20 protein-coding genes and 1 pseudogene are annotated in these 23,571 nt (G+C 60.2%); 14 read left to right on the top strand and 7 right to left on the bottom strand.

What is annotated here, in order from left to right; all coding sequences use genetic code 11:
* Window position 1: 1 nt before the first annotated feature.
* Complete coding sequence (locus CMV14_RS05975) at window positions 2-1,117, bottom strand: DUF47 family protein (protein ID WP_066968808.1); 1,116 nt, start codon at window positions 1,115-1,117, stop codon at window positions 2-4.
* Window positions 1,118-1,448: 331 nt separating this feature from the next.
* Here CMV14_RS05975 and CMV14_RS26680 point away from each other — a divergent pair, with 331 nt between their 5' ends.
* From CMV14_RS26680 to CMV14_RS06000, 5 genes are all read left to right on the top strand, one after another.
* A complete protein-coding gene (locus tag CMV14_RS26680; RefSeq protein WP_066968806.1) occupies window positions 1,449-1,781 on the top strand; it encodes a UrcA family protein in 333 nt (110 codons plus the stop codon).
* A 540-nt stretch (window positions 1,782-2,321) separates the two neighbouring features.
* Window positions 2,322-2,666, top strand: coding sequence for a UrcA family protein (locus tag CMV14_RS05985; RefSeq protein WP_066968804.1), 345 nt, complete (start codon window positions 2,322-2,324; stop codon window positions 2,664-2,666).
* Window positions 2,667-2,901: 235 nt separating this feature from the next.
* Entirely contained in the window at window positions 2,902-3,657 is a 756-nt protein-coding gene (otsB, locus tag CMV14_RS05990) for a trehalose-phosphatase (RefSeq protein ID WP_066968802.1), read from the top strand.
* Window positions 3,654-5,450: a glycoside hydrolase family 15 protein gene (locus CMV14_RS05995; protein ID WP_066968865.1), complete on the top strand. Its 1,797-nt coding sequence runs from the start codon at window positions 3,654-3,656 to the stop codon at window positions 5,448-5,450. The genes otsB and CMV14_RS05995 overlap by 4 nt, the downstream gene beginning before the upstream one ends.
* Window positions 5,447-6,838: an alpha,alpha-trehalose-phosphate synthase (UDP-forming) gene (locus CMV14_RS06000; RefSeq protein ID WP_176489130.1), complete on the top strand. Its 1,392-nt coding sequence runs from the start codon at window positions 5,447-5,449 to the stop codon at window positions 6,836-6,838. The genes CMV14_RS05995 and CMV14_RS06000 overlap by 4 nt, the downstream gene beginning before the upstream one ends.
* Before the next feature lie 9 nt (window positions 6,839-6,847).
* Here the strand turns inward: CMV14_RS06000 and CMV14_RS06005 are convergent, their stop codons facing one another.
* Window positions 6,848-7,816, bottom strand: coding sequence for a class I SAM-dependent methyltransferase (locus tag CMV14_RS06005; RefSeq protein WP_066968797.1), 969 nt, complete (start codon window positions 7,814-7,816; stop codon window positions 6,848-6,850).
* Window positions 7,817-7,859: 43 nt separating this feature from the next.
* A pseudogene (locus CMV14_RS06010) lies at window positions 7,860-8,744 on the bottom strand (YifB family Mg chelatase-like AAA ATPase); the annotation flags it as partial.
* A gap of 47 nt (window positions 8,745-8,791) precedes the next feature.
* Between CMV14_RS06010 and CMV14_RS06015 the strand changes: the two are divergent.
* The 3 genes from CMV14_RS06015 (at window position 8,792) to CMV14_RS06025 (ending at window position 13,727) form a co-directional block, all read left to right on the top strand.
* Window positions 8,792-10,465 (top strand): recombinase family protein, encoded by a 1,674-nt coding sequence (locus CMV14_RS06015; protein WP_139114784.1) that lies wholly within the window; start codon window positions 8,792-8,794, stop codon window positions 10,463-10,465.
* A gap of 100 nt (window positions 10,466-10,565) precedes the next feature.
* Window positions 10,566-13,154, top strand: a complete 2,589-nt coding sequence (locus CMV14_RS06020) for a DNA polymerase (protein WP_192876307.1) — start codon at window positions 10,566-10,568, stop codon at window positions 13,152-13,154.
* Window positions 13,155-13,217: 63 nt separating this feature from the next.
* Window positions 13,218-13,727: a rolling circle replication-associated protein gene (locus CMV14_RS06025; RefSeq protein WP_096367680.1), complete on the top strand. Its 510-nt coding sequence runs from the start codon at window positions 13,218-13,220 to the stop codon at window positions 13,725-13,727.
* 123 nt (window positions 13,728-13,850) lie between these two features.
* On the opposite strand, the gene istB is transcribed toward CMV14_RS06025, so the two are convergent.
* A complete protein-coding gene (gene istB / locus CMV14_RS06030) occupies window positions 13,851-14,651 on the bottom strand; it encodes an IS21-like element helper ATPase IstB (RefSeq protein WP_066970386.1) in 801 nt (266 codons plus the stop codon).
* 11 nt (window positions 14,652-14,662) lie between these two features.
* Window positions 14,663-16,183: an IS21 family transposase gene (gene istA / locus CMV14_RS06035; RefSeq protein ID WP_096367681.1), complete on the bottom strand. Its 1,521-nt coding sequence runs from the start codon at window positions 16,181-16,183 to the stop codon at window positions 14,663-14,665.
* A 361-nt stretch (window positions 16,184-16,544) separates the two neighbouring features.
* Between istA and CMV14_RS26400 the strand changes: the two genes are divergently transcribed.
* Window positions 16,545-16,781: a hypothetical protein gene (locus CMV14_RS26400; RefSeq protein ID WP_139114766.1), complete on the top strand. Its 237-nt coding sequence runs from the start codon at window positions 16,545-16,547 to the stop codon at window positions 16,779-16,781.
* A gap of 41 nt (window positions 16,782-16,822) precedes the next feature.
* On the opposite strand, the gene CMV14_RS27685 is transcribed toward CMV14_RS26400, so the two are convergent.
* Window positions 16,823-17,077 (bottom strand): HTH-like domain-containing protein, encoded by a 255-nt coding sequence (locus CMV14_RS27685; RefSeq protein WP_066968062.1) that lies wholly within the window; start codon window positions 17,075-17,077, stop codon window positions 16,823-16,825.
* 202 nt (window positions 17,078-17,279) lie between these two features.
* On the opposite strand from CMV14_RS27685, the gene CMV14_RS06045 reads away from it, so the two are divergent.
* A complete protein-coding gene (locus tag CMV14_RS06045) occupies window positions 17,280-17,945 on the top strand; it encodes a recombinase family protein (RefSeq protein ID WP_238147208.1) in 666 nt (221 codons plus the stop codon).
* On the opposite strand, the gene CMV14_RS26405 is transcribed toward CMV14_RS06045, so the two are convergent.
* Window positions 17,939-19,297 carry a dCTP deaminase domain-containing protein gene (locus CMV14_RS26405; protein WP_139114767.1) on the bottom strand — a complete coding sequence of 453 codons (1,359 nt, stop codon included), beginning with the start codon at window positions 19,295-19,297 and terminating at the stop codon, window positions 17,939-17,941. The two genes, CMV14_RS06045 and CMV14_RS26405, sit on opposite strands and share 7 nt — an antisense overlap.
* A gap of 142 nt (window positions 19,298-19,439) precedes the next feature.
* Between CMV14_RS26405 and CMV14_RS06050 the strand changes: the two genes are divergently transcribed.
* The 4 genes from CMV14_RS06050 to CMV14_RS26410 all read left to right on the top strand — a co-directional run bounded on the left by CMV14_RS06050 (window position 19,440) and on the right by CMV14_RS26410 (window position 23,560).
* On the top strand, window positions 19,440-19,838 hold the full coding sequence (locus tag CMV14_RS06050) for a DUF1937 family protein (protein WP_066968068.1): 399 nt from the start codon (window positions 19,440-19,442) through the stop codon (window positions 19,836-19,838).
* Window positions 19,831-21,015 (top strand): FAD-binding protein, encoded by a 1,185-nt coding sequence (locus CMV14_RS06055; RefSeq protein WP_139114768.1) that lies wholly within the window; start codon window positions 19,831-19,833, stop codon window positions 21,013-21,015. Before CMV14_RS06050 ends, CMV14_RS06055 begins: the two co-directional genes overlap by 8 nt.
* Window positions 21,016-21,080: 65 nt before the next feature.
* Window positions 21,081-22,322, top strand: coding sequence for an HD domain-containing protein (locus CMV14_RS06060; protein WP_192876308.1), 1,242 nt, complete (start codon window positions 21,081-21,083; stop codon window positions 22,320-22,322).
* Window positions 22,322-23,560, top strand: coding sequence for a site-specific DNA-methyltransferase (locus CMV14_RS26410; RefSeq protein WP_139114769.1), 1,239 nt, complete (start codon window positions 22,322-22,324; stop codon window positions 23,558-23,560). The genes CMV14_RS06060 and CMV14_RS26410 overlap by 1 nt, the downstream gene beginning before the upstream one ends.
* The last annotated feature ends 11 nt before the right edge of the window (window positions 23,561-23,571 follow it).

A 23,571-nucleotide genomic window follows, 5' to 3' on the forward strand; every position in this document is an offset into this window, starting at 1 on the left:
GTCAGGCGTGATCGAGCACCAGGCCCTGGATCTCGTTGGCGACATCCTCGAACCGGTCGGTGATCTTCTCGAGGTGGCTGTAGATCTCGCGGCCGATGACGAAGGCGATCGCCGCCTTCTCGCTCTTCGCCTTGAACAGCGCCTTCAGGCCGGCGTCATGGATCTCGTCGGCATGGCCTTCGAGCTTGACGATCCGCTCGGTCAGCGAATGGAGGCGGGTCGCGTTGCGGCCGACATCGCGCAGCAGCGGCATCGCGTCGGCGGTGATCCGCGCGGCTTCGACGATGATCCCGGCCATGTCGCGCATCTGCGGCTCGAACTCCTTGAGCTCGTACAGCATGATCGCCTTGGCGGTCTGGTTCATCTGGTCGATCGCGTCGTCCATCGATCCGATCAGGCTGGTGATCGCGGTCCGGTCGAACGGCGTGATCAGCGTCTTGCGCACATCCACCAGCACGTCGCGGATGATGTCGTCCGCGTCATTCTCGCGGTCGAAGATCTCCTGGCAGTGGATGGGCATGTCCGGCCCGCCCTGGAGCAGCTTGCCGAGCGCGTCGGCCGCAGCGACGTTGAGCGCGGCATGCGCCTCGAACTGTTCGAAGAAGCTGCCCTGCTTGGGCAGCAATGCCTGGAACCAGCGCACGATGGTGAACCTTTCTGCTGTGTGGCGGCGTGTCGCGTTGACGAAGCGCTCGGCCAGTCCGGGATTCCAGACGGGGGGTACGAAATTGGCGAGGATGTCGCGCAGTTCGGGCTCGTCCACCGAGACGGCGGCGTCGGAAGGGGCGAACCAGCGTAGCTCGCGTTCCTCCTTTTCCGGCCATTCGTCGAGCTGTGCGGTGACCGAGAAGGGAAAGATGTCGACTGTCGTCGGCCGCTCGGTGCCGTTGCGGCGCTGCTTGCGATATTGATAGGTGCCGATCGCATAGGGGCAGGCGATGCCGACCAGGCCGGCTTCCTCATAGGCCTCATGGCTTGCCGCCTCATGGCTCTTGAGGCCCTTGATCCGGTTGCCCTTGGGCAGCACCCAGCGGCGGGTGTCGCGCGAGGTTATCAGCAGGACCTCGGTCTGGCCCGCTTCATTCGTTCGATAGGGCAGGACGGCAATCTGGCGAATGATTCGAATCCCCGGTCTGGGGCCTCCTAATAATGTGACAATTTTGTTTCAATCACGCTCTTCGCTTGGACATCCCACGCGACCGATTCGAAGCTTTTCCACCTTGCTCGCGCATCTTCGTGTCGTTCGTCGACTCCTCATGGGCGTTCGTCGCCCGAAATCGCCCTTGGTGGAGGGGCGGGCGCGGTCGGTCGAAGCCCCAATGCGGGTCAACGGCAGCTGTCCTAGATGGTTTCCAACGGCAGCACGGAGCCACGCCGGGCCGCCGCCGAACAGGGATTTCACCGGGCATGGAACGCCACTCCCGCCCGGCACAACAGGAGACGCCACCATGATCCGCTCGACCTTCATCCTCGCCCTTGCCGCCGCGACCGCCATGTCCGTTCCGGCCCACGCCCAGGACGCTACCAGCAGCACCGAGGTCCGCTACGGTGATCTCAACCTGACCAATGCCGATGGCGCCGCCGCGCTGAAGGCGCGCGTGACCCGCGCCGCCGACAAGGTCTGCGGCGTCTCGAGCCAGCTCTCGCTGCGTTCGGCCGCCTCGGCAAAGAACTGCTCGAAGATCGCGGCGGCCAAGGCCATGCCGCAGGTCGAACTGGCGCTTGCCAAGGCCAGCACCCAGCTTGCCGAAAGCGGCCGGGTCACCGTCGCGGCCCACTGATCGATATCGGCCGGGGCTTCCATCCCCGCCCCCAGACCAGCCAAGCCAAGCGAATGGGACCCGGCGGCTCTAACCAAGCTGTCAGTTCCAGCCCGGCCGGGAACCCCTTCCCAGCCCGCCTCCCGGGGCTCCCCCCAAGCCACCCGCCCCGGGAGGCCACCCCTTCATCTCCAGCGATACATGCGGCCAGGACTGGCAATTTCCTCCGCGTGGGACGCACCCTCGGGTTCCCTTGCCCGGGGGTGCTTTCCGTTTGGGGCGGGCCCATGCCAGCGGTTGCCCGCCATTCCCGCCGCCATCCATGAATGGCGCTTCCTCGTGAATCGCGCTGGATAAAGCGTGATTCCACAGCAGGTTACTTCCTATTCGATCCGCCGCCAGACGCGCTGTCGTTCGTCGACGCCGGCCGCATGTTCGTCGCCCGTAACGGCCCTTGGTGGAGCCGCGGCGGCGGTCGGTCGAAGTCGCGATGCGGGGTGTCCGCGCTTCGCCTAGCAAGGCTTCAACGCCTCTCCACGGGCGCACAACAGGAGATTTCAGATGACCCGTTCGACCTTCCTCATCGCCCTTGCCGCCGCCGCCGCGACCGTGGGCACCATCGCTTTCCCCGCCTATGCGCAGGAAGTGACCACCTCGACCGAAGTCCGCTACGCCGATCTGAATCTGGCTGACGGCGCCGGCAAGGCCCAGCTCCACGCCCGCATCAAGCATGCCGCCAATCTGGTCTGCGGTGTTCCCGGCCAGCTTTCGCTGAGCGAATATTCGGCGGCGCGCAAATGCGCGCGGAAGGCTGTAGCCAAGGCGCAGCCCCAGATCGACCTCGCGCTCGCCAGGGTCGGCACCGACTATGCCGCGAATGGCCGCCTGGTCGTCGCCGCGAACTGAGCGATCGACCTGGAGAGGGTCGGCCTCTCCACATACCGGGGACGGAAAACCGGCCCCTTCATACACCCTCGGGCTCCCCGGCCCGGGGGTGTTTTCGTTCTGGGGGCGATCTCATTTCGCAGCGCAGCGGAACCCTATCGATTTCCGGGCGTCCTCCCTTCGGTTCATCCCGGACCGGGCTCACCCTGCCCAAAGTCGCTTGATTGAATGCCAGTTATTGCAGCGAAGGAATGAAATGCTGTCCCGGCCCCACCAACCGGTGCTTCCGCCGCCGCCGCCGATCGACTGCGCCAGCCATAGCCTGTTCGTGGATTTCGACGGCACCCTGGTTCCGCTGGTCGATCATCCCGAACTGGTCCGTGCAGACAGCGAACTGGTGGAGCTGCTCGATGCCCTGCACACACGCTATGGTGGCCGTCTCGCGCTGGTCAGCGGCCGTTCGCTGGCTCAGCTCGATGCGATGATCGGTCCCGTCGTCAGCCGGATCGCGCTGGCGGGGAGCCATGGCGCGGAGGTCCGTCGCGGCGACCGGCTGGTCGAGCCGCCCCGCCCGGAAGGTCTCGATGGCGCGATTGCCGATGTGCGCGCCTATGGCGCCGGCCATCCGGAGATGATCGTCGAGGAAAAGAGCCACGGCGTGGCGATGCATTATCGGCGCGCACCCATCCTGGAGGAGCCGGTGAAGCGCCGGGCCTATGCGATCGCCGAACGCCACGGGCTGGAGGTCCAGCTGGGCAAGATGATGGTCGAGCTGCGCGGGCCCGGCTGGGACAAGGGGCAGGCGGTGGCGGTGCTGATGGGCGAACCGCCGATGGCGGCCAGCCTTCCCGTCGTGATCGGCGACGATCTGACCGACGAGCCGGCGCTCAAGGTGGCGGGCGAGATGGGCGGCTTCGGCGTGCTGGTCGGTGCGCCGCGCGAAAGCGCGGCGCTCTACGGGCTCACCGATGTCGGGTCGGTACGCCACTGGCTGTGGGAAGCGGCGCGATGACCGCGACACTCGATCTCTGGCCGATCGGAAACTGCCAGGTCTCGGCGCTGATCGATCGCGCCGGGCGGATGGTCTGGGCCTGCGTGCCGCGGGTCGACGGCGATCCGGTCTTCTGCTCTCTGCTCGACGACAACCCGCCTTCGGCAGAGGGCGCGCGCGGCTTCTGGGAAATCGACCTGGAGGATTGTGTCGAGACCAGCCAGGCCTATCTGCGCAACACCCCGATCCTGGTCACCCGTCATCGCGACGCCGCCGGCAATGCGATCGAGGTGGTCGATTTCTGTCCCCGCCACTTCCGGCATGGGCGCATGTACCGCCCGGTCGCCTTCGCCCGCATCGTCCGGCCGGTGGAGGGCAGTCCGCGCATCCGGGTACGGCTGCGCCCCGCCAAGGCATGGGGCGCCGGCGATCCCGAGCGGACGCGGGGGTCCAACCATGTCCGCTACGTGCTCGACGACATGACCCTGCGGCTCAGCACCTCCGCGCCGATCGGCTGGATCGAGAGCGAGCGGCTGTTCCGGGTCGAGCGGCCGCTCCATTTCTTCCTGGGGCCCGACGAAAGCTTCGTCGGCGATATCGGCGACACGCTCGATACGATGCTGGAGCACAGCGCGCACGAATGGCGCCGATGGGTGCGGGCGCTGGCAACGCCGGTCGAATGGCAGGAGGCGGTGATCCGTTCCGCCATCACCCTGAAGCTCTGCCAGCATGAGGAAACCGGCGCGATCGTCGCCGCACTCACCACCTCGATCCCCGAACATGCCGGTTCGCAGCGCAACTGGGACTATCGCTACTGCTGGATCCGCGACGCCTATTACACGGTGCAGGCGCTGAACCGGCTCGGCGCGCTCGACGTGCTGGAAAGCTATCTCGAATATCTGCGCAACATCGTCGACAACGCCAAGGGCGGCCATATCCAGCCGCTCTATGGCGTCGGCGGCGAGGCGACATTGGTCGAGGAGTTCGCCCTCGCGCTCAACGGCTATCGGGGGATGGGCCCGGTCCGCGTCGGCAATCAGGCCTATGAGCAGATCCAGCACGATGCCTATGGCCAGATCGTCCTCTCCAATGCCCAGGCTTTCTTCGACCAGCGGCTCTACCGCATGGCCGGCGAGGAGGATTTCCGCGCGCTGGAGAAGGTCGGTGAGCGTGCCTGGGCGGTCCATGACAAGCCCGATGCCGGGCTGTGGGAACTGCGCACCAAGAGCCATGTCCATACCTATTCGGCGGCGATGTGCTGGGCGGCGTGCGACCGGCTCGCCAACGCGGGGGAGGCGCTGGGGCTGGCCGAGCGCGCGGCGTTCTGGCGCGACCGGGCAGAGCGCATCCGCGACCGGATCGAGAGCGCGGCCTGGCGCGAGGAGACCCGGCGCATCTCTGCCACCTTCGGCGGCGACGATCTCGACGCCAGCCTGATCCAGCTGCTCGACCTGCGCTTCGTCAAGCCGGGCGACGAGCGTTTCCAGGGAACGCTGCGCGCTGTCGAGGACGGCTTGCGGCGCGGATCGCACATGTTGCGCTACGCGACCGAGGACGATTTCGGCCTGCCCCATACCGCCTTCAATGTCTGCACCTTCTGGCTGATCGAGGCATTGTGGCTGACCGGCCGCGCCGATGATGCAAGGGAGCTGTTCGAAGAGATGCTGTCACGCCGGACCCCGGCCGGTCTGTTGTCGGAGGATATCGATCCGGCGACGGGCGAGCTGTGGGGCAATTATCCGCAGACCTATTCGCTGGTCGGCCTGATCAACTGCGCGTCGCTGCTCAGCAAGCCGTGGAGTGCGGTGCGATGAGCCGCCTGATCATCATATCCAACCGGGTCCAGCCGCCGACCGGAGAGGGCGGCGGCGGCAACCAGGGCGGCCTCGCGGTGGCGCTGTCGGCGGCGCTCAGGGAATCGAGCGGCATCTGGTTCGGCTGGTCGGGCGAGACCACCGATCAGTTCACCGGCCATATCAATCTCCAGCGCGCCTTCGGCGTCACCACCGCGACGATCGACCTGGAGGAGCAGGACGTCGACGAATATTATAACGGCTATGCCAACCGGACGCTGTGGCCGCTGTTCCATTACCGGATGGACCTGGCCGAGTTCGAAAGCGGCTTCGCGGAGGGCTATGAACGGGTCAACCAGCGCTTCGCCGAAACGCTGGAACCGCTGATCGAGAGCGACGATCTCGTCTGGGTCCACGACTATCACATGGTCCCGCTCGGCCAGTATCTGCGCGACCGGGGCATCACCAACCGGATCGGCTTCTTCCTGCACATCCCCTGGCCGCCATACCGGCTGCTGCTGTCACTGCCCAATCATCGTCAGCTGGTCGAGACGCTGTTCGCCTATGACGTGGTGGGTTTCCAGACGCGGGATTCGCTCGACAGCTTCCGCGACTATGTCCGGCAGGAAATGGGCGGCAGCGTCGCGGAGGACGGGCGGATCACGGTCGGGGACCGCTCGATGATGGCGATCCACTGCCCGATCGGCATCGACACCGCCAATTTCCTGGAGGCGACCCAGTCGACCGCCGCGCGCTACGCCTATTACCGGATGCGTCAGTCGAGCAGCGGGCGGGAGATGATCATCGGCGTGGACCGGCTCGATTATTCCAAGGGCCTGGAGGAACGCTTCCTCGGCTATGAGCGCCTGCTCCAGCAGCGCGAGGACCTGCATGGGGAGGTGTTCCTGCTCCAGATCGCGCCGCCTTCGCGCGGGGACGTGCAGAGCTATCAGGAGATACGCGCGTCGCTGGATGCGCTGTCGGGCCGGATCAACGGCGCCTATGCCGATGTCGAATGGGTACCGATCCGCTATGTCAACCGCGGCTATCCGCGCGACCGGCTGGCCGGCATCTATCGCGCCGCCAAGGTCGGCCTCGTCACTCCCCTGCGCGACGGCATGAACCTCGTCGCCAAGGAATATGTCGCGGCACAGGATCCGGAAGACCCCGGCATACTGATCCTCTCGCAATTCGCGGGCGCCGCCGAGCAGCTTACCCAGGCGCTGCTGATCAACCCCTACAGCCCCGAGGACATCGCCGACGCGATCGCGCGGGCGCTGGAAATGCCGCTGGACGAACGCAAGGCCCGCTGGCGCGCCTGCATGGACAATATCGAGGCCGAGGACGTCCTGTGGTGGAGGAAACGCTTCACCGACGCGCTGGAGGGGGTGGGGCAGTCGGTGGAGTGATGCGCCTGCTCAGCGGCGATGCGCGAGACGGCGGAGGGCATCCCACCACCGCCATTTTCCGCCCCGCGCTGCCATTCGCCCCTTCCTGGCGATCGCGATGGCCTGGTGCACATGGCCATCCTCGATCAGGCGCTCATCGAGCTGCAGCAGCGATTCGAGCCGGGCGGCATCCTTCACATCGTCGAAATTGGCGAGGACCTGGTCCAGAGCCAGGCTGTAGACGACGCCGCCGGTCAGGGTGATCCTCGCCTCGGGAAAAAAGGCACGCACCGCGCCGAGGATGTTCGCGCTGTCGGCGGCTTCGGACGGGTCGGCGGCGATAAAAGCGTCGAGATCGGGCCGCAGGACGCGACCGTCCAGCGATCGGGTGGGGTTGCCGGGGTCGCGCATCAGCTGACCGGACAGCGACGCCCGGATGTCCGACGCGATATCGAGTTCCGCGTCGGTCCATTGGAAGCGCGTGGCGCCGACGAACTCGTCCATCGCGAAGCAGCCGCCTGGCTTCAGATTGCGATAGCTCCACGCCACGGCGGCGTGGGCATCGAACATGTGGTGGAGCGAGCTGTTCCAGTAGACGAGGTCGAAGCCGTCGGGGAACGCACGCTCGAACGCATTCGCGCAATGGAAGTCGATCCGGTCGAACACACCGTGCCGGCGAGCGAGCCTCTTGCTGGCGCGAAGGCGGTCCTCGCTGATCTCGAAAAGGTCGAAATGCTGGACGATGCCGTCGCTGAGCAGCGCGATTTCCTTCGCCGCCACGCCGCTGCCGACCGAAATGGCGCGCGGGAATCCGCCCTTGGGGGCCTCGGCCTCGATCAGCCTGTGAAACCCCGCGGACTGGCCGTCGATCGCCTCTCCGCACACCAGCCGGTTGACATGCCGGACGATGGCGGGATGCATCCACCAATGCGGGCGACCCTTCGGCGCCTCCATCTGCGACCAATGTTCGGCGGCCCTGATCAGCCTGTCGTCCATCATGCCTTGCCCAATCCCATTCGGATGCCGGCGGAAACGGCCGGAGCTAGTTGACCGGCGCCCGCCGCCGATAGCTCAGCGCTTCGGCGACATGGACACGTCCTACGCTCTCCGCGCCCGCCAGATCGGCGATCGTGCGGCTCACCCGCAATACCCGGTGATAGCCTCGTGCGGACAGCCGCATCGCCTCTGCCGCCTGGGCGAGCAGCTTGCGTCCCGCCTCGTCCGGGGTGGCGGCGGCGTCGAGAACGTCGCCGTCCGCCTCGGCATTGGTGCGCACGCCCTTGCCCTCATAGCGCGCGGTCTGGATGGCGCGCGCCGCCGCTACCCGCGCGGCGACTTCGGCCGATCCCTCGGCGGGTGGAGGCAGGACGAGGTCGGCGGCGCTGACGCTGGCGACCTCGACATGAAGGTCGATGCGGTCGAGCAGCGGGCCGGAGAGTTTTGCCTGATAATCGGCGGCGCACCGCGGCGCGCGCGAGCAGGCGAGGGCGGGATCGTCCATATGGCCGCAGCGGCACGGGTTCATGGCGGCGACCAGCTGGACCCGCGCGGGGAAGGTGACATGGGCGTTGGCGCGGGCGACTGAGACCTTGCCGGTCTCCAGCGGCTGGCGCAGCGAATCGAGCACCGCGCGCTGGAACTCGGGCAGCTCGTCGAGGAACAGCACGCCGAGATGGGCTAGGCTGACCTCGCCGGGGCGCACCTTCAATCCGCCGCCGACCAGCGCCGCCATCGATGCCGAATGGTGCGGGCTGCGGAACGGCCGGGCGCGGATCAGCCGGCCGTCCTGCAGCTCGCCCGCGACCGAGGCGACCATCGACACCTCCAGCGCCTCGGCCGGGGTCAGTTCGGGCAGGATGCCCGGCAGGCAGGCCGCCATCAGCGATTTGCCGGCGCCCGGCGGGCCGCTCATCAGCATATTGTAACCATTTAAATTTAATATAGAGTCGCCGTCTTAGATGGGGAAAAAATGCGGTGCCGAAGGCCTACTCCTATATTCGGATGTCATCCCCCGAGCAGCTAAAAGGCGACTCCGTGCGTCGTCAGCAGACGGCCACGGATAGGTATGTGGCTGAAGCCGGGCTGACACTCACTGACATTATCAGTGATCATGGCGTATCGGCCTTCCGGGGTAAGAACTCCGAGTTCGGCGCCCTTGCTCAATTCCTGCACCTTGCCGAGCGTGGAGAGATCGAGGAGGGTAGTTACCTAATAGTAGAATCCCTCGACCGTCTGACGCGACAAAACGTCTTCGATGCGATCGCACTGCTCAGTCGGATCATCGATTATGGTATCAACGTTGTTACCCTGATCGACCGCAGGGTTTATTCCAAAGAATCGCTGGCGACGAGCCAATCAGACCTATTGATCGCCGCCATCACTATGATGCGAGGGCATGAGGAATCCCTCATGAAATCGGTTAGGCTTGCCGCTGCATGGAGCAACAAGCGTGAGAAGGCCCGCAACGGGAAGCTGACCCGGCACAAATTGCCGACCTGGCTCAAATTCACGGATGACGGCACCGCTATCATTGCAGTTGCTCACCGGGCCGCTATCATTCGGGAGATATTCGAATTGTCCCGTGACGGCTGGGGCACATACTCCATCGCTCGCTTGCTCAATGAACGTGGTGAAGTAACATGGGGGTCAGCAGCTTTTTGGGGCGATTCCTTCGTAAAGAAGCTGCTTGGTAACCGAGCCGTCCTCGGCGAATACCAGCCCCAAAGGCTCGTAACGCAAGGGCATCGAAAAATCCGCATACCTGACGGGGATCCTATCAAGGGATATTACCCCGCCGTGATTGACGAACTTTTGTTCGATGACGCGTCGAAGGCCGCAGCTCGCCGACGCGTGGCCGGGAGAGGTCGTAAGGGAAAGTCTCATACGAACATTTTTTCTGGCCTGCTAAAATGCGACGCCTGCCAGAGCGGCATGCGGTTCATCGATAAGGGACAGCCGCCAAAGGGAGGGCAATATCTCAGATGTGGGATGTCGTTGAGCGGCGGTAAATGTCGTGCTCCCGGCATTCGCTACCACTCCGCGGAGGAGCTGCTCCTCAATGTTATCCGGAATGTGAACGTCCGCACCTTAGTCAACGGAGACGAGTGGGAGCAGGAGGCCAGAGACGCCCGCCAAAAGCGTCTAAACCTCGAAAAGGAGGTGGTCGCTCATACCGACCAGATAGGCCGCATTGTTTCGGCGATTGCGAATGTCCCTGACTCGGGTGAGCTTCAGATTAAACTTCGCGAGCTGACTGCTTCCAGACAATCCCTCCTTGACGAAATTGAGGGTGTCGATGCTGCGCTGGCTGATCTGGGCGAGGGACATGATATACCTGTCCAAGCTTTGCTCCTACGGTTGAACGGCGGTTCTTTGAACGATCTTGAGGTCGTTAAGAACCGCAAGAAGCTGTCCGCCGAGCTTCAGCGCGTCATTCGATCGATCCACCTGGCGGTCGAGATCGAAGAGCCATGGGAAGCTAAAGACGATGCCGTGACCGAACGGCGCAGCGGGCTGAGGGGACGCATTTTTTACAGGAGCGGGGCATGGCAAACGTTCGACTCGTTGAATGGGCAGGACGTCTACGCCATCGACGGCACCCAGCAGACGTTAATGCGCCGTCGCTATGCCATCGATCAGCTAGAGTGATCCGTCCATGAGGGTGAATATAGATAAAATAGCCGCCCCGTGGTCTGCTGAGATAGTCCTCCGATCCCATGATATGGACCTCAGTAAAAGTAGCATATGGGTGGAGAGACAAAACTTTTACGGAGATCGTTTCTCTACTGACCGTGAGGTTTTTCTTGTCGTCGGCTTCGACACCGAGTTCAAAACGCCCGACCATGCCCTATCCCGTGCCGAACTGACTGAGGGGATGGGGAAGAATAACATCCTATCGTATCAGGTCTACTGCAAATTGTATGACCCGAACCAGCCGGGTGCCGATGAGTGGGGTGGTGTCTGTTATCCGGAGCCGGGAGAACGCCTCAGCTTGCCCGACGTCCTGACTTTCGCTTTCTGGAAGGGTATCCAGCAAGGAGCACTCCAGCAGATACCGAGTAGGATCTACCTCGTAGGGCATTTCACCCGAGCGGATGTGCCCGCCTTCTCCGATTTCAAATCGATGACGCAGATGATGCAATGCGTCCGCAATACCTTCCTCAACATCAACGATCACATTGCCGTGACGTACGGCGCCGACGCTGACGCTGACGATTCCGTGGAGCTTCAGGTGTTCCTTCGGGATACCATGCTGCTCACTCCAGCAACCTCGAAGAGCCTGAGAGCGCTAGGTGAGCTTGTCGGCCAAGAGAAGATTGCTCTCGATCCCGATCCGAAGCGAGACAAGTGGTACAAGCAGAACATGGACGTGCTGCTTGCCGAGCGACCGGAGCTGTTCGATCGCTACGCCCTGAATGATGCCGTGATATGCGTCCGCTACCTCGATCAACTCATTGAGCAATGCCGGGAGTTGCTCGGCAAGCCCAAGATACCGGCGACCCTCACGTCGATCGGCATGGACCTACTGCTACAGACTTGGAGGAAGGAGATGGACCTTGATCCGTTAGCGGTGCTCGGGAAGGAAAAGGTCTACGACACCTATTACAGCAAGCGCCTCGGCCGCTACGTGAAGAAGCCACGGGAGGTCGATCTGGATGAGGTCCATTGGCATATCCCACTAGCCACGGAATGCTATCACGGTGGCCGGAATGAGCAGTTCTGGTTCGGTCCCGGCTTTGAGGATGACTGGACAGACTACGATCTTTCGAGCGCTTACCCTTCGGCCATGGCCTTGCTGCGTGAGCCCGCTTGGCGGGAAACTCGAACATCGACCAAGCTAGACGACTACGCCCCCGACGTGCTCGGGATAGCCAATGTGGATTTTGAGTTCCCCGCATCGGTTCGCTTTCCGACCCTTCCGGTCCGTTCCGACAATGGCCTGATCTTCCCGCGCAAGGGCCGAAGCTATTGCGCTTCCCCGGAGATCGCCCTTGCTCTGCGGCTCGGCGCCAAGATCAAAATCCGCCATGGTGTTGTGATTCCCTATGCGTCGGACACGCTGATCTTCGGTGAATTCATCAAGAAGTGCATCAGCAAGCGGAAGTCGTACCCGAAGGGTACGCTGCGCGAGCAGTTCTGGAAGGAGCTGACCAACTCCAGCTACGGGAAGACCGCCCAGGGCCTCCGGGAGAAGCGTGTCTTCGACCTGCGTGACCCCGAGCGGAACAAGCCGCTCCCGCCGAGCAAGATCACCAATCCATTCTTTGCCGCCTTCATCACCTCCTTCGTCCGAGGAGTGCTCGGTGAGATCATCAACGGGCTGCCGGACAGCGTGTGCGTGTTCAGCTGCACGACCGATGGCTTCCTGTCGAACGCGAAGCCGGACGAAATTGCCGCCGCGACGAGCGGCTCGCTCTGCAATCTGTTCAGCAACAGTCGTCGAACGCTCACCGGAAATCCTGACGTGCTGGAGATCAAGCATCGTATCCGCCGCCCGCTGGGCTGGCGCACGAGAGGACAAGCGACTTTGTTGCCTGGCGATGGTGATCATCCGCCTATCGTGCTCGCGAAGGGCGGTATCTACCTGCCTGAGCACTTTGAGGATGTGGAGGAGCAGAACCAGCGCATCGTCGAGCTATTCCTGAACCGAACACCAGACGACGTGATCGACCTCAACATTATGACCGGGGTAAGGGACATCATCACCTTCGACGCGGACCTTGTGGAGAAGAAGGTCACCAAGCGCCTGAGCATGGAGTTCGATTGGAAGCGGCGGCCGTATGCCGCCCGGCAAGCTGCGGCCCCTCAACATGTCGCCTTCTCGACGGACCCGTGGGAGAGCTTTGCCGAATTCCAGTTAATGCGAACCTACTGGACCGACTTCGGAATCAAGTCTCCTCGCTGCCTGAAATCGATCGAGGATTTCCGATCGTTCGCTCGCTACGTGCTGTCGCAATCGGCGTTGAAGAAGGAGGATGCCAGATACCTAAGCAAGAAGCGTCCCGACATAAACCGCCTGCGCCAATCTCTGTCCTCGGCTTGGCGACATTCGGAAGCTGGCTTTGTTTGGCAGCAGGATGGTCTAAGCAATGGTGATTTTGCCGCGATCCTATCGGATGCCGGAATCCCCTGCACACGCGCTGATGTGGAAAATGGGGCGCGGAAGCCCTTCGTCCCGAAACGGGTGCCGCCTACACCTGACGTTTATAAAGCGATAAGTGCCCTAGCCGCTCGCTTCCCGGATTTAATATTCGAGCAGCTGGTCGCATTATCCGACAGCAAGATCGATTTAATTTCTGCGATCGATCGCCCTTGCCAGTTTATTGATAGAATATAACAATCGCGTGCAATTTTCTTATAAATACCTCATGTTTATCGGGTATTTACGGGGAAGTGATCGATGCGCTGCCACGAGGGTCGTGCCTTACGAAATGCACTGCGCAATTGGGTTGATATCGATGCATGGCAGGCTCCATTTGCCGTCACCCTTACCCTTCGCCAATCGATCAATGTCGAAGATGGCAGGGCGATCCGGCGGCTATGGCTCACGGACCAGCAGGCGTCGCAGAACTTCCGGCATTTCATGAACAAGCTGAACCGCCGGATATTCGGAAAGCCAGCGAGCCGCTATAGGCGAGGAGTGAGCGTGCTGCCCGTGCTCGAAGGCGGCGACGGCAAGCGCCTCCACTATCACGCTGCTATCGATTGCCCCCATTCCTCACTAGTGCAAGAATTTCCGTCGATCATCGGAAACCTGTGGCGATCGACGATGTGGGGTTACGATCAAATCGAGGTTCACCCTGACGCCGATAGGGGATGGCTGAACTACATCACGAAGCTCCGGGACAAACCGGATTTCGCTTCCGCTATTGTCAACGCCGGGATAAAAACGGGCCAGGCACCGGTTTAAAATGGGGCCAGTTGGTTTGAACAAAAAGCCCCAAGGTTGAGGCTGGGCAGCATCGGCAGCGGGGAAGCGGCTGGAGCGGAGCGGAAGCCGATTTCCCGCTGCCGATGGCCGCCCGTTCTTAGGTCATTTATCCTCCCCCTTGTCCTTCTGGCGCTTGCGGCTGCTGGCGAGACGGAAGCTGTCACCATTCATCTCGAGAATGTGGACGTGGTGTGTCAGCCGGTCGAGCAGGGCGCCGGTCAGGCGTTCGGAGCCGAACACCGATGTCCATTCATCGAAGGGCAGATTGCTGGTGATCAGCGTGCTGCCGCGTTCATAGCGCTGGCTGAGTACCTCGAACAGCAACTCGCCGCCCACGGCGGTGAATGGTACATATCCCAACTCGTCGAGGATCAGCAGCTTTACAGATGCCAGATGCTTTTGCAGGCTGCGCAAGCGACGCTCGTCGCGAGCCTCCATCAGGTCATGGACCAACGCCGCGGCCGTTGTGAAGGCCACGCTGTGCCCTTTCTGGCACGCAGCCAGTCCTAGCGCGAGGGCGGTGTGGGTCTTACCGGTGCCGCTGGGGCCCAGCGCAATGACATTACGCCGCCGCTCGATCCATTCACCGCGCGCCAGTTCCAGAACCAAGGCCTTGTTCAGTGATGGCTGGGCTGCAAAGTCGAAGGTGTCAAAGCTCTTGGTGTGCGGGAAGCGAGCCATGCGGATACGGCGCTCCACCATCCGGCGCTCGCGATCAATCCGTTCAAGTTCGCACAGGCGCAGCAGATAGCGGGGGTAATCGGCCCGATCCTGCGCGGCCTCGAAGGCGACCTTCTCATACTCGCGCACAAAGGTGGGCAGCTTGAGCGCTTTGAGATGGTTGGCCAGTAGTACAGCGGGCGGCACGCTGGTGGGTTCGGCCTCGATGGCTGGCAGCGGCATCATGGGATCACTCATGCTGCCACTCCCGTCGCTGGAGTGCCTGCCTGCGAGAGCAGGCCCATGTAGGTGCGCGGATCGGTACGCCCGACATTCGCGCGCGGCAAATGCGGGTAAAATTGCAGATCGAGGCGCGGCACACGCTGTTCGAGGCGGGCCAGCGCGATCATCTTGATCGCATCGAAGCTGATTGCCCCCATCTCCAGCGCGCGGGCCACTGCCCATTCCACCAGGGACTGCTCGAAGCGTTCGCATAGCCGCAGCACCTGGATGAACTCGCGCCGTCCCTCTTTGCCGCTGCGCGCCTCCATCAGTCGTCGGATGCGATGCATCGGTTCAGCCAGCACCCAGCCATCGAGCGGCGCTGCCTGATCAAGCGCGCGGGGTTTCTGTTCTAACAGCGCCAGATAGTGCAGCGGGTTGGCAATGAAGTCCTCCCGCTCATAGCTGCGCGGATGCACTGCGATCAGCTCCCCGCCACAGATGATCGCAACCCGATCGACATAGCCTTTGATTACGACCTCCTGGTGGGCATAGGCCGTCGGCACCGAATAATCATTGGTACGATAGCGCACCAGCGACATCGACGAGGCCCGCCCCGTCACCATATGGCAGGGATCGAACGGCACCGCCGGTAGCGGCATAAAGGCCGCCAGATCAGCCACCAGCCTGTCACCGATGCTGCGCTCATGCCCGCGCAAGATGGCCTGTCGTCGCTCCATGCATTGTTCGACAAAGCGCGCGTTCAGCGCATCAAAGCTGGGCGCCTCTGGCCTCGGCACCATGAAGTGGCGCCGGGAATAACCGACCAGCCCCTCGACCTTGCCCTTGTCGTTACCCTTGCCGGGGCGCCCGAATTTGTCTTCGAACAGGTAATGGCTCTGGAGGGTCGAGAACATCCGGCTGCGCTCGCGCTTCCCGTCGCCCAGGATCTGCGCCACTGCCAGCTTGGTGTTGTCATACAGGATCGACTGCGGGATGCCGCCGAAGAAGGCAAAGGCCGCCACGTGCCCTTCGCAAAATGCCTCAGCCACCTCGGCAGGATAGGCTTTAACGAACGGCGCATCGCTGTGCGGCAGGTCCATGCAGAAATAGTGGAACCGCACCAACTTGCCGTCGATGATCCCGTCCGCCTCACCAAAATCCACCTGCGCATGCCCCGGCTTGTGGCTCAATGGTATGAACACCTCGCGGCTGCGCAACTTGGCGCCCGCCACATAGTCGCGAACAATGGTGATGCCGCCGGTGAAGCCATGTTCATCGCGCAGACGCTCGAAAATACGCGCGGCAGTGTGTCGCTGTTTGATGTGAACCTTGCGGTCATCCACCAGGATTTGGTCAATGATGTCGGTAAATCCGGACAGCTTGCGGCTGTAGGTTTGCCCGCTCCGGCCGTGCGCTGCTGGCTCTGGAAAGCACAGCATCTTGTCGACGGTCTTGCGATTGATCCCAAAATACCGGGCGGCAGCGCGACGGCTCATCCCGTCAATCAGCACGGCGCGGCGGACCTTCTGATAAAGCTCCACTCTCTTCATCCTCCACCTCCGCCCAAAAACGGAGGTCTAGCAGGACTGGCCCCTTTTTAATCCGGTGAGACTGGCCGATCCGTGGCCCCTTTTATTCCCGGTGTTCTCAGCTATAGACTGGGTGAACGTTCGCCTGCCGTGATCGCTGGGTACAGACCCCGTCACTCCCCATGTCGTCTGCTATTAGATCGAAGGCACCGCCGTAGGCGAGCCTTGATCTATTATTATGCCTGGTAAACATCATAAAATAATTAATAAACAGAAGGTTACGCCTATGGCCCACGTAATTCTAACCAATTTCAATGCCCCATCTCACATCCGCCAGCGGTTCGATGCCGTCTGTCACGCCTCCGGCCGAACACGAACGTCCGTGCTCATCGAGATGATGGAACGGTACGTAATCGACCAGAGCAACGCTCTGGCCTGCAAGGCTCGGCAGCTCGGTGATGCCGATCGGATCATCGAGGAAAATCGGTCTTTGAGCCGTTCGAATGATGGATGGGGTGAGGCCCCCGGGTCAGCTTTGTATGGTTCTCACAGCCGGACAAAATCGATTTTTGAGCCGCTGTCGCCATTCATGGATGACGGGCCGGATCAATGGGCATGAAGCCCAGCTAAAAGCCCCAGGGTATTTCCATCCTGGCTAAATTAGCCGCTAGACGTAACCGAAATAGTGTGCGGGCCCGGCTTTGCGATCACCTTTACGTAGTAGGCTAGGTTTAGGGCCTTGTGCACCTCAAACCGGTAGCTAGGCTTCAAACCCGCCTCGTTCACGAAACTTTCGATGTTGAGGTGCCTTAGCCGCTCCGCGTTCTCGATCACGAATAAGTGAACTGCCAGCAGCTTCTCGCCGGGGCGAGCGCCATCGTACGCTCTTCTTAGCTGTTTAGCGATCTCTGCCACCCTTCCACCTCACCATTAAGTCCTTCTGCCAGCACCTTGATGCCTTGCCGGTCCTTGACCGTAAAGTCGTTCAATAATGCGCCCCCCTATCGCTCGCCTCCCTGGCCACCTGTTGCGAGTTGTCTGATCGTGGAAAGCCGACGATCCCGTCAAACGCAAACCAACATTTGCTTTTGATGAGAGGTCGAATTTGGACCGATATGTGGCCTATTATCGTGTGTCTACCGAGAAGCAGGGCCGGTCAGGCTTGGGGCTCGCTGCGCAGCAATCGGCGGTGGATCGGTTCCTACAGTCGGGTGACGAGGTGCTCGCCGCGTTCGTCGAGGTACAATCAGGGCGAGTTGATCAGCGGCAGGAGCTTTGGAAGGCTATTGCCTTCGCCAAGAAGCATAGTGCCAAACTGCTCATCGCGAAGCTGGACCGCTTCTCGCGCAAGGTCAGTTTTATCGCAGGGATTATGGAGCAGGGAATAGAATTGGTTGTGGCGGAAATGCCTCACGCGACCGACTTCCAACTGCACATATTCGCTGCCCTGGCACAGGAAGAAAGGCGGCTGATTTCCGAGCGGACTAAGAATGCTCTAGCGGAGGCAAGGAAGAGAGGCGTCATCCTGGGTCGAAATGGTAAGAAGCTTGCTGATCGAAACCGTAGAGAGGCAGATGAGCGGGCGAGGGCGCTCGCTCCACTAGTTCTGCCAATGATCGATCAAGGTATGTCTTTGGGACAGATTGCCCGCAATCTGAACGCAAGCGGCATAACAACTCCTCGCGGCAATGCCTTCAAGGCACAGCAGGTCAAAAATTTGGTGGTTCGTACGCTAAAGGAGCGAGCACTCACCTTCGCGTCGGTCCTCAGCTCTGGTCAGTGAGCTGACCTTGAATTCGCTCTGCGTCCTGATGGCCCGTGAGGCGTCGATTGGCGGACAGCTTCTAGCTCTTTTTCGATCTTATCCGCCATAGCTCCTGCTCTGTCGCGCTCACGTCTAGCCAAAGCGAGGAGTGCTTGCTGCTTCTTTTGTGCATCTTCTAGTGCGGATCGCGCAGTATTGATTTTGTCAATTTCAATCCAGGCAACTGGTATTATTATAGCGGGCATCGCCAAGAAAAAGGTGATGCCTGCCGCCGCGATAGCCCAGAAATCCCGCTTAATACCTTCTACCTTATTATCAATTCCAGAAATTTTTTCTTCAATTAGCTCAACTATTGCTCCACCGCGCCCCGTTACGGATTGATCCGTAACGAATTCTGCCATTTTCTGTTTAAGTTGATATTTTTGGCTATAGCCTTTTGCTACTGCTGTCGTGGTTGTAAAATCAATTGTGGCGAACTGACGCCCAAGCGTAAGCAGCTTTGATCGACCACTGCCATTATAAAGCATGCAGAACAGCGCACCCTTGTACCCAGGGTCTATTTGTGGACCATTTGAAAGAATAATTCCTTCAAAAAAATAACTAACCTTTAAATCAAATCGCCCAATAATAAACGGTGGGAGGTTCGCATGTTCGAGCGCGCTGACTATCGCATAAGAATATGGCGGTATTTCAAAGTGGGAATTTGAGTTGCTAAGTTCTATCATCTTCCCTTGGCAGAGAATTTCTGGCCCAATGCGAAGGTCGTAGCTTGCTGATCGGATGTTTAATTCTTCCGCTTCTGAAAGAAGGGCACCTGCTCTGACGAGGGGGGCTAGGTGTTCCTTGGTCACTACACCACCACGGGTCTTGAGCAAGTCAAGCATCGCTAGCACAGCGGCTGCAACGGTGTCGGCATCTCCTTGAAGCACGATGTCGCACTGAGCCACGACCGCATTGGCCCTTTTGAGGGATTTCTCGTCCATCAGTCGGGTGGCATCCCCCGCCACTCTGCGTGCTTGTTCAGTAGTATCGTCGATAGTGGCGAGCCCAACCGTCATCGTTTCGCAGCCGATCGTTTCGCGTACGTTCTGAAATACCTCCAAGCTCATGGGGTCGAAAACCGTCGCGCAGGTTGCGGCAGCCGCGTGATTCAGTTCGGACCAGCGCATACCATATGTGTCTGGGCCTACGGTGATTTTCCAAGCGTGAGTCGCGTCATTCCATTTGGTGACAAAATTATATTCTTTATCGTTCGCATCTCGTGGCTTCCTGGTCGTTGACGGCTTGAGCACCTGGATGCCTTGAGCCCTCAGCCTGTCCTGGAGAGTCGATTTGCCCGCCCCTCGTGGGCCCACAATCACGATCAGCATGATGCATTTCTCCGCCTAGGATGCGTAGTAATACACATGCCCGGACGTTGGAGCGATATGGAACGCCTCCGATATGACATCCTTCCCCGTTTTGAGCTAAGCGGCTTCCCTCGTGACAGGACTTCCGGCACAGCCTCCAGGCATGATCTATCTTTCGGCGCCTTATTCATCCAGCGATCCGGCCATACGCGCGCAGCGCGTGGCTTCTGCGATCCAGGCTATGACGACATTGATGGCAAAGGGCCGTGTTACCATTTGCCCGATCGTTCTGAATCACCAGGCCATCGAACAGCTGCCAGACGGTGCGGCTCAGCTTCCGGGCGCCTATTGGAAGGAGTTGGAGCTGCGGCTTGCAGATGCGTGTGATCAACTCCTGGTGCTGCGTCTTCCGGGGTGGGATAAGAGCCGTGGCGTAAAGCGCGAGATGGACCTTTTTAATGCGAGGGCAAAGCCGGTAGAATTCTTGGACCCGCTTGATGGCTCTATCATCGCTGGAGCCAATTTAACGACAGGTAGACGAAGCGAATTGTCCGGTGAGTGATATCTACGACCTTGTCATAATCGGTGGCGGCCTCGCCGGTCTTTCTGCATCCGCGCGGGCAGAAGAGCTTGGGGCCCGTGTGGCGCTCGTGGACGCAGCTATTCCCGGCACGCCGGGCGCTCTTGGAGGATTCGCACCTTTCTCGGGGGCCAAATTCTCTCTCGCTCCCGCTGGCTCTGGTCTTGCTCCTCTTGTGGGGGGGCGGGGGGCGCTGATTGAGCGGTACCGAGAATGTTGTATGGATTTTGCCGCTCTCGGCTTCCACGAGTTCGCTTTGGACGAGCGCGAACTTGCCGGTGACGAATCGGATATGGGCGACGCGCTGGCTTATCGGAGCTATCATTCGGTCCTTCTCTCTCCGAGCCGGATTGACGAGCTTTTGCTGGCGATGGGAGCCCGTTTACGGACAACAGATATCGTCCGCGACAAGGTGCAGAAGATTATCGCACCTCAGAAAATGGCGCGTGCTGCGATCCTCAGCGATGGGCGTCGAATTACCGGGCGATCTCTTGTGTTGGCGGCCGGACGGTTAGGGGCCGATCTGCTGAGGGCGGCGTCCGTGCCGGAAAAGAGAGGGAAGGGGATCGATGTAGGCGTTAGACTCGGTTTTGATAGCCTTGAGCCGTTAGCACCTTTGCGCGCGTTGGGGCCGGACGCGAAGATGATGTCGAGCGGTGTTCGGACATTCTGTCTGAACTCCCCAGGGCAGATTTTTCACTATCCGGGCCTTGGCTATGAGATTCCTGGAGGAATTGTCGCTCCGGATGGCTGGCTTGAATCAAATGTCGGCATCCTGTGTCGTCTTGATGACCGTGAGGCCGTCCTTGCGCACTTCGCTAGACGGGCTCCGCTCGAAGCGATGCCGCTCGTGCAGCAAGGGTCTGGTACCAAACTTGGTTGGACCGACGAATCGATAGATATGTTCACTCCCGAGATCGTTGCCCGGATCGATCAGTTCGTAGAGCAGCTGGCAAATGCGGGGTTTTTTGCCCCCCCAAGTCATTATGATGTCCACCTACCTTTGCTGGATTGGCACTGGCCTGTCTTTTCGCTTCCTGGTCGCCTTGAGACAGGGGTAGAGGGGGTTTTCGCGGCCGGCGATGTAAGTGGCCACGCTAGGGGGCTACTTCAAGCGGTTGTGATGGGCCGCCTAGCGGTAGAGGAGGCGTTACGCTGACGGAGCAGAAATTCCTCGACCCGCTCTACGGTCCCATAGAGGTTGACGCGGCAACGCGCGCCCTGGTGTTTTCGCCCGAATTTCAGCGTCTGCGTTATGTGCGACTCTGCAATATCAACTCGCTGTATCTAACGGGCGCTTCGGAGCCGAAGCGGTTCGAGCATTGCCTTGGTGTTTATCATTTGGCTGATGTCTGGGCGCGTGAACGTTCCCTCACGCTCCGGGAAACCTCCATCGTCCGCGCAGCAGCGCTTCTCCACGATCTCCTTACGGGGCCGTTCGGCCACTCGTTCCAGTATGTGATGGAGGATAATCCGTTTGAGCAGAGATTTGAGCATACCAACATCGCTCACGGCGTAAGCTCGCGCTTTCTAAAGCTGGTGCGTGCGAGCGCCCATTTTGGCGGAAGGCCCTTTGAAGTGGCGAGCTTGCTGGGCGAAATTAGCGCTGACGTGTTTGAAGCGGTGGAAGGCAAAGGACCCTTTGGCTCCATTATCTCCGGAACGCTTGACCTCGATAACTTGGATAACGTTGTGCGACTGGCTTTCCATATGGGCCTCTGTAATGATGAGGACCGCGCGCTCCCGTTAAAGCTCACGCCGCTTATCGAGACTCGGGAGGGGCGGCTTGCGGTTCGAGAGCATGCGAAGCCATTGCTAGAGCGCTGGTTCGATATTCGTCGCAGGCAGTACGAACTGCTCCTTCTCGACCGCGGAGAATTTTCGGCAAAAGCTATGTTAACCTTAGCCGTTGAAATGGCAGCAGAAGCCAATCTGATAGGTCCTGACGATTGGACGCTGACCGATGACGAACTCCTTGAAAAGCTGAGGGAGCGAAGCGTCGGGGACAACCAAGCCATCGGTCAAATTGTAAGACGATTACGGGTCGGTGATCTCTTCGAATGTGTAGGCGTTTGGAGGAGTGATGCCATCGATTTATATAATGCGCTGTCGGATGCGCATTCGAAGCGGGAGCTTGAGCGCTCCATCGAAGCTCAGCTCGCTGGTAAAGGGGCGCCAAAAGTTAAAGTCTGCGTCCATTACATTCTGGACGCCAGAAAGACCTGTCGCGCGCTCTCCTATTACGACTTGGCCTCTGGCAGTGAAAAAATGATTGGCCACGATAGCCGTAGTCTGTTGGTAGGGGTATTCTTGACCAACGCTCGTTCGACCGTCCTTACCGCACAAGAGCAGGTGCGCGTCTCCGCCATAGTGCGAGATGGACTGGCTACGGTCGGATTGGGAATATTGAAAAATGCTGAGGAGCCGCTTGCTGCCTCGCCTGTCGAAAGCGGTCTGTTTGTATAATGAGTGGCCTGATCCTTCGCACGCTCAATTCAATCGATTGGGATTTCGTTCTACCAAGAAAAGGCTATGTCGGTCCGCCGCATTGGTATCCTGGCACCTTCATTCCTGCGTTGAGCGATTCCCTTATTGAAGCTCTCACTCCTGAGGGCGGTGTTATTTTTGACCCATATTCGGGAATTGGCACATCTGGATGGTCTGCTATACGAACCGCTCGTTCCTGCCATATTGCTGATATCAACCCAGTTGCTATCTTGGCCGGCTACGTAACGACATCCCTTTTGGCTCTAAAACGAATTGACGCGAACCGGGCATATGCGGCGCTGGGTTCATTGAGCAAATTAGTTGATCATGGGGATGATCTTTTTGGAGCGGAGTCTCTTGGCGGCTCGGATCTCGACCACGCGGTAGAAGCAATTTCGTCGCCGAAACCGGCCGAGCTACTTCAGCAAATGCGTGTTGGTTTGCCGCAATGGGAGCCGTTGTCTCGGTGGATGGCTCGTGAAACAATGGCCGAGCTAGGCAGTTTGCTCGCAAGGCTCGATCAACTGAAAGGCGCCTATCTCCGTGTGCTCGGGATGGCAATGATATCAGCGATCGCGCGCACGGTCGGTTCACAGCATGCCAGTTGGGGACACATCGCTGACAACGTACGTCCGCGTGAGCTAAAACCGCAGAGCGTACGGATCGCGGCAATGCGATGGCTAAACAGGACACGGGCTTTCATCGATCTACCTATGCTACCATCGCGCGCCGCGTGCCCTCCGCAGACGTCCGTGCATATACGAGACTGGTCAAACTCAGGCGAAGATGGGCCAGGCACAGCTGATCTCCTGCTCACTTCCCCTCCATATGCTGATGCCATCGATTACACGCTCGCCCAGCGACTATCGCTCTATATCATGGGTCATACCGATGACGATATTCTGAGGATGGTGTCGGGTGAAATCGGCGCTCGGCGCAAGCGCTTCAAGTCGGATAGCCGAGTCCAATGGTCTGAGCAGCTTTGCAATGCGCTTGCGTCGCAAATCACTTGGCTCAAGCCGAAAAGCTCCCTTTGTCTTGTCCTCCCGCATAAGGACAGCGGGCGGAGTGCTGGCGAAGATGACCTCAAGACAACACTAGAGCAGCTGGGGTGGGATCTATTTTTCGAGCGGGACCGTTCGATCCATCAGTCTCACACTCGCCAGTCTTGGACATCCATTAAAAAAGAAACGATTCTCGCCTTTAGCCGGGGATAAATGTAGCCTGC

This window comes from Rhizorhabdus dicambivorans (genome assembly GCF_002355275.1).
Classification (GTDB): Bacteria; Pseudomonadota; Alphaproteobacteria; order Sphingomonadales; family Sphingomonadaceae; genus Rhizorhabdus; species Rhizorhabdus dicambivorans.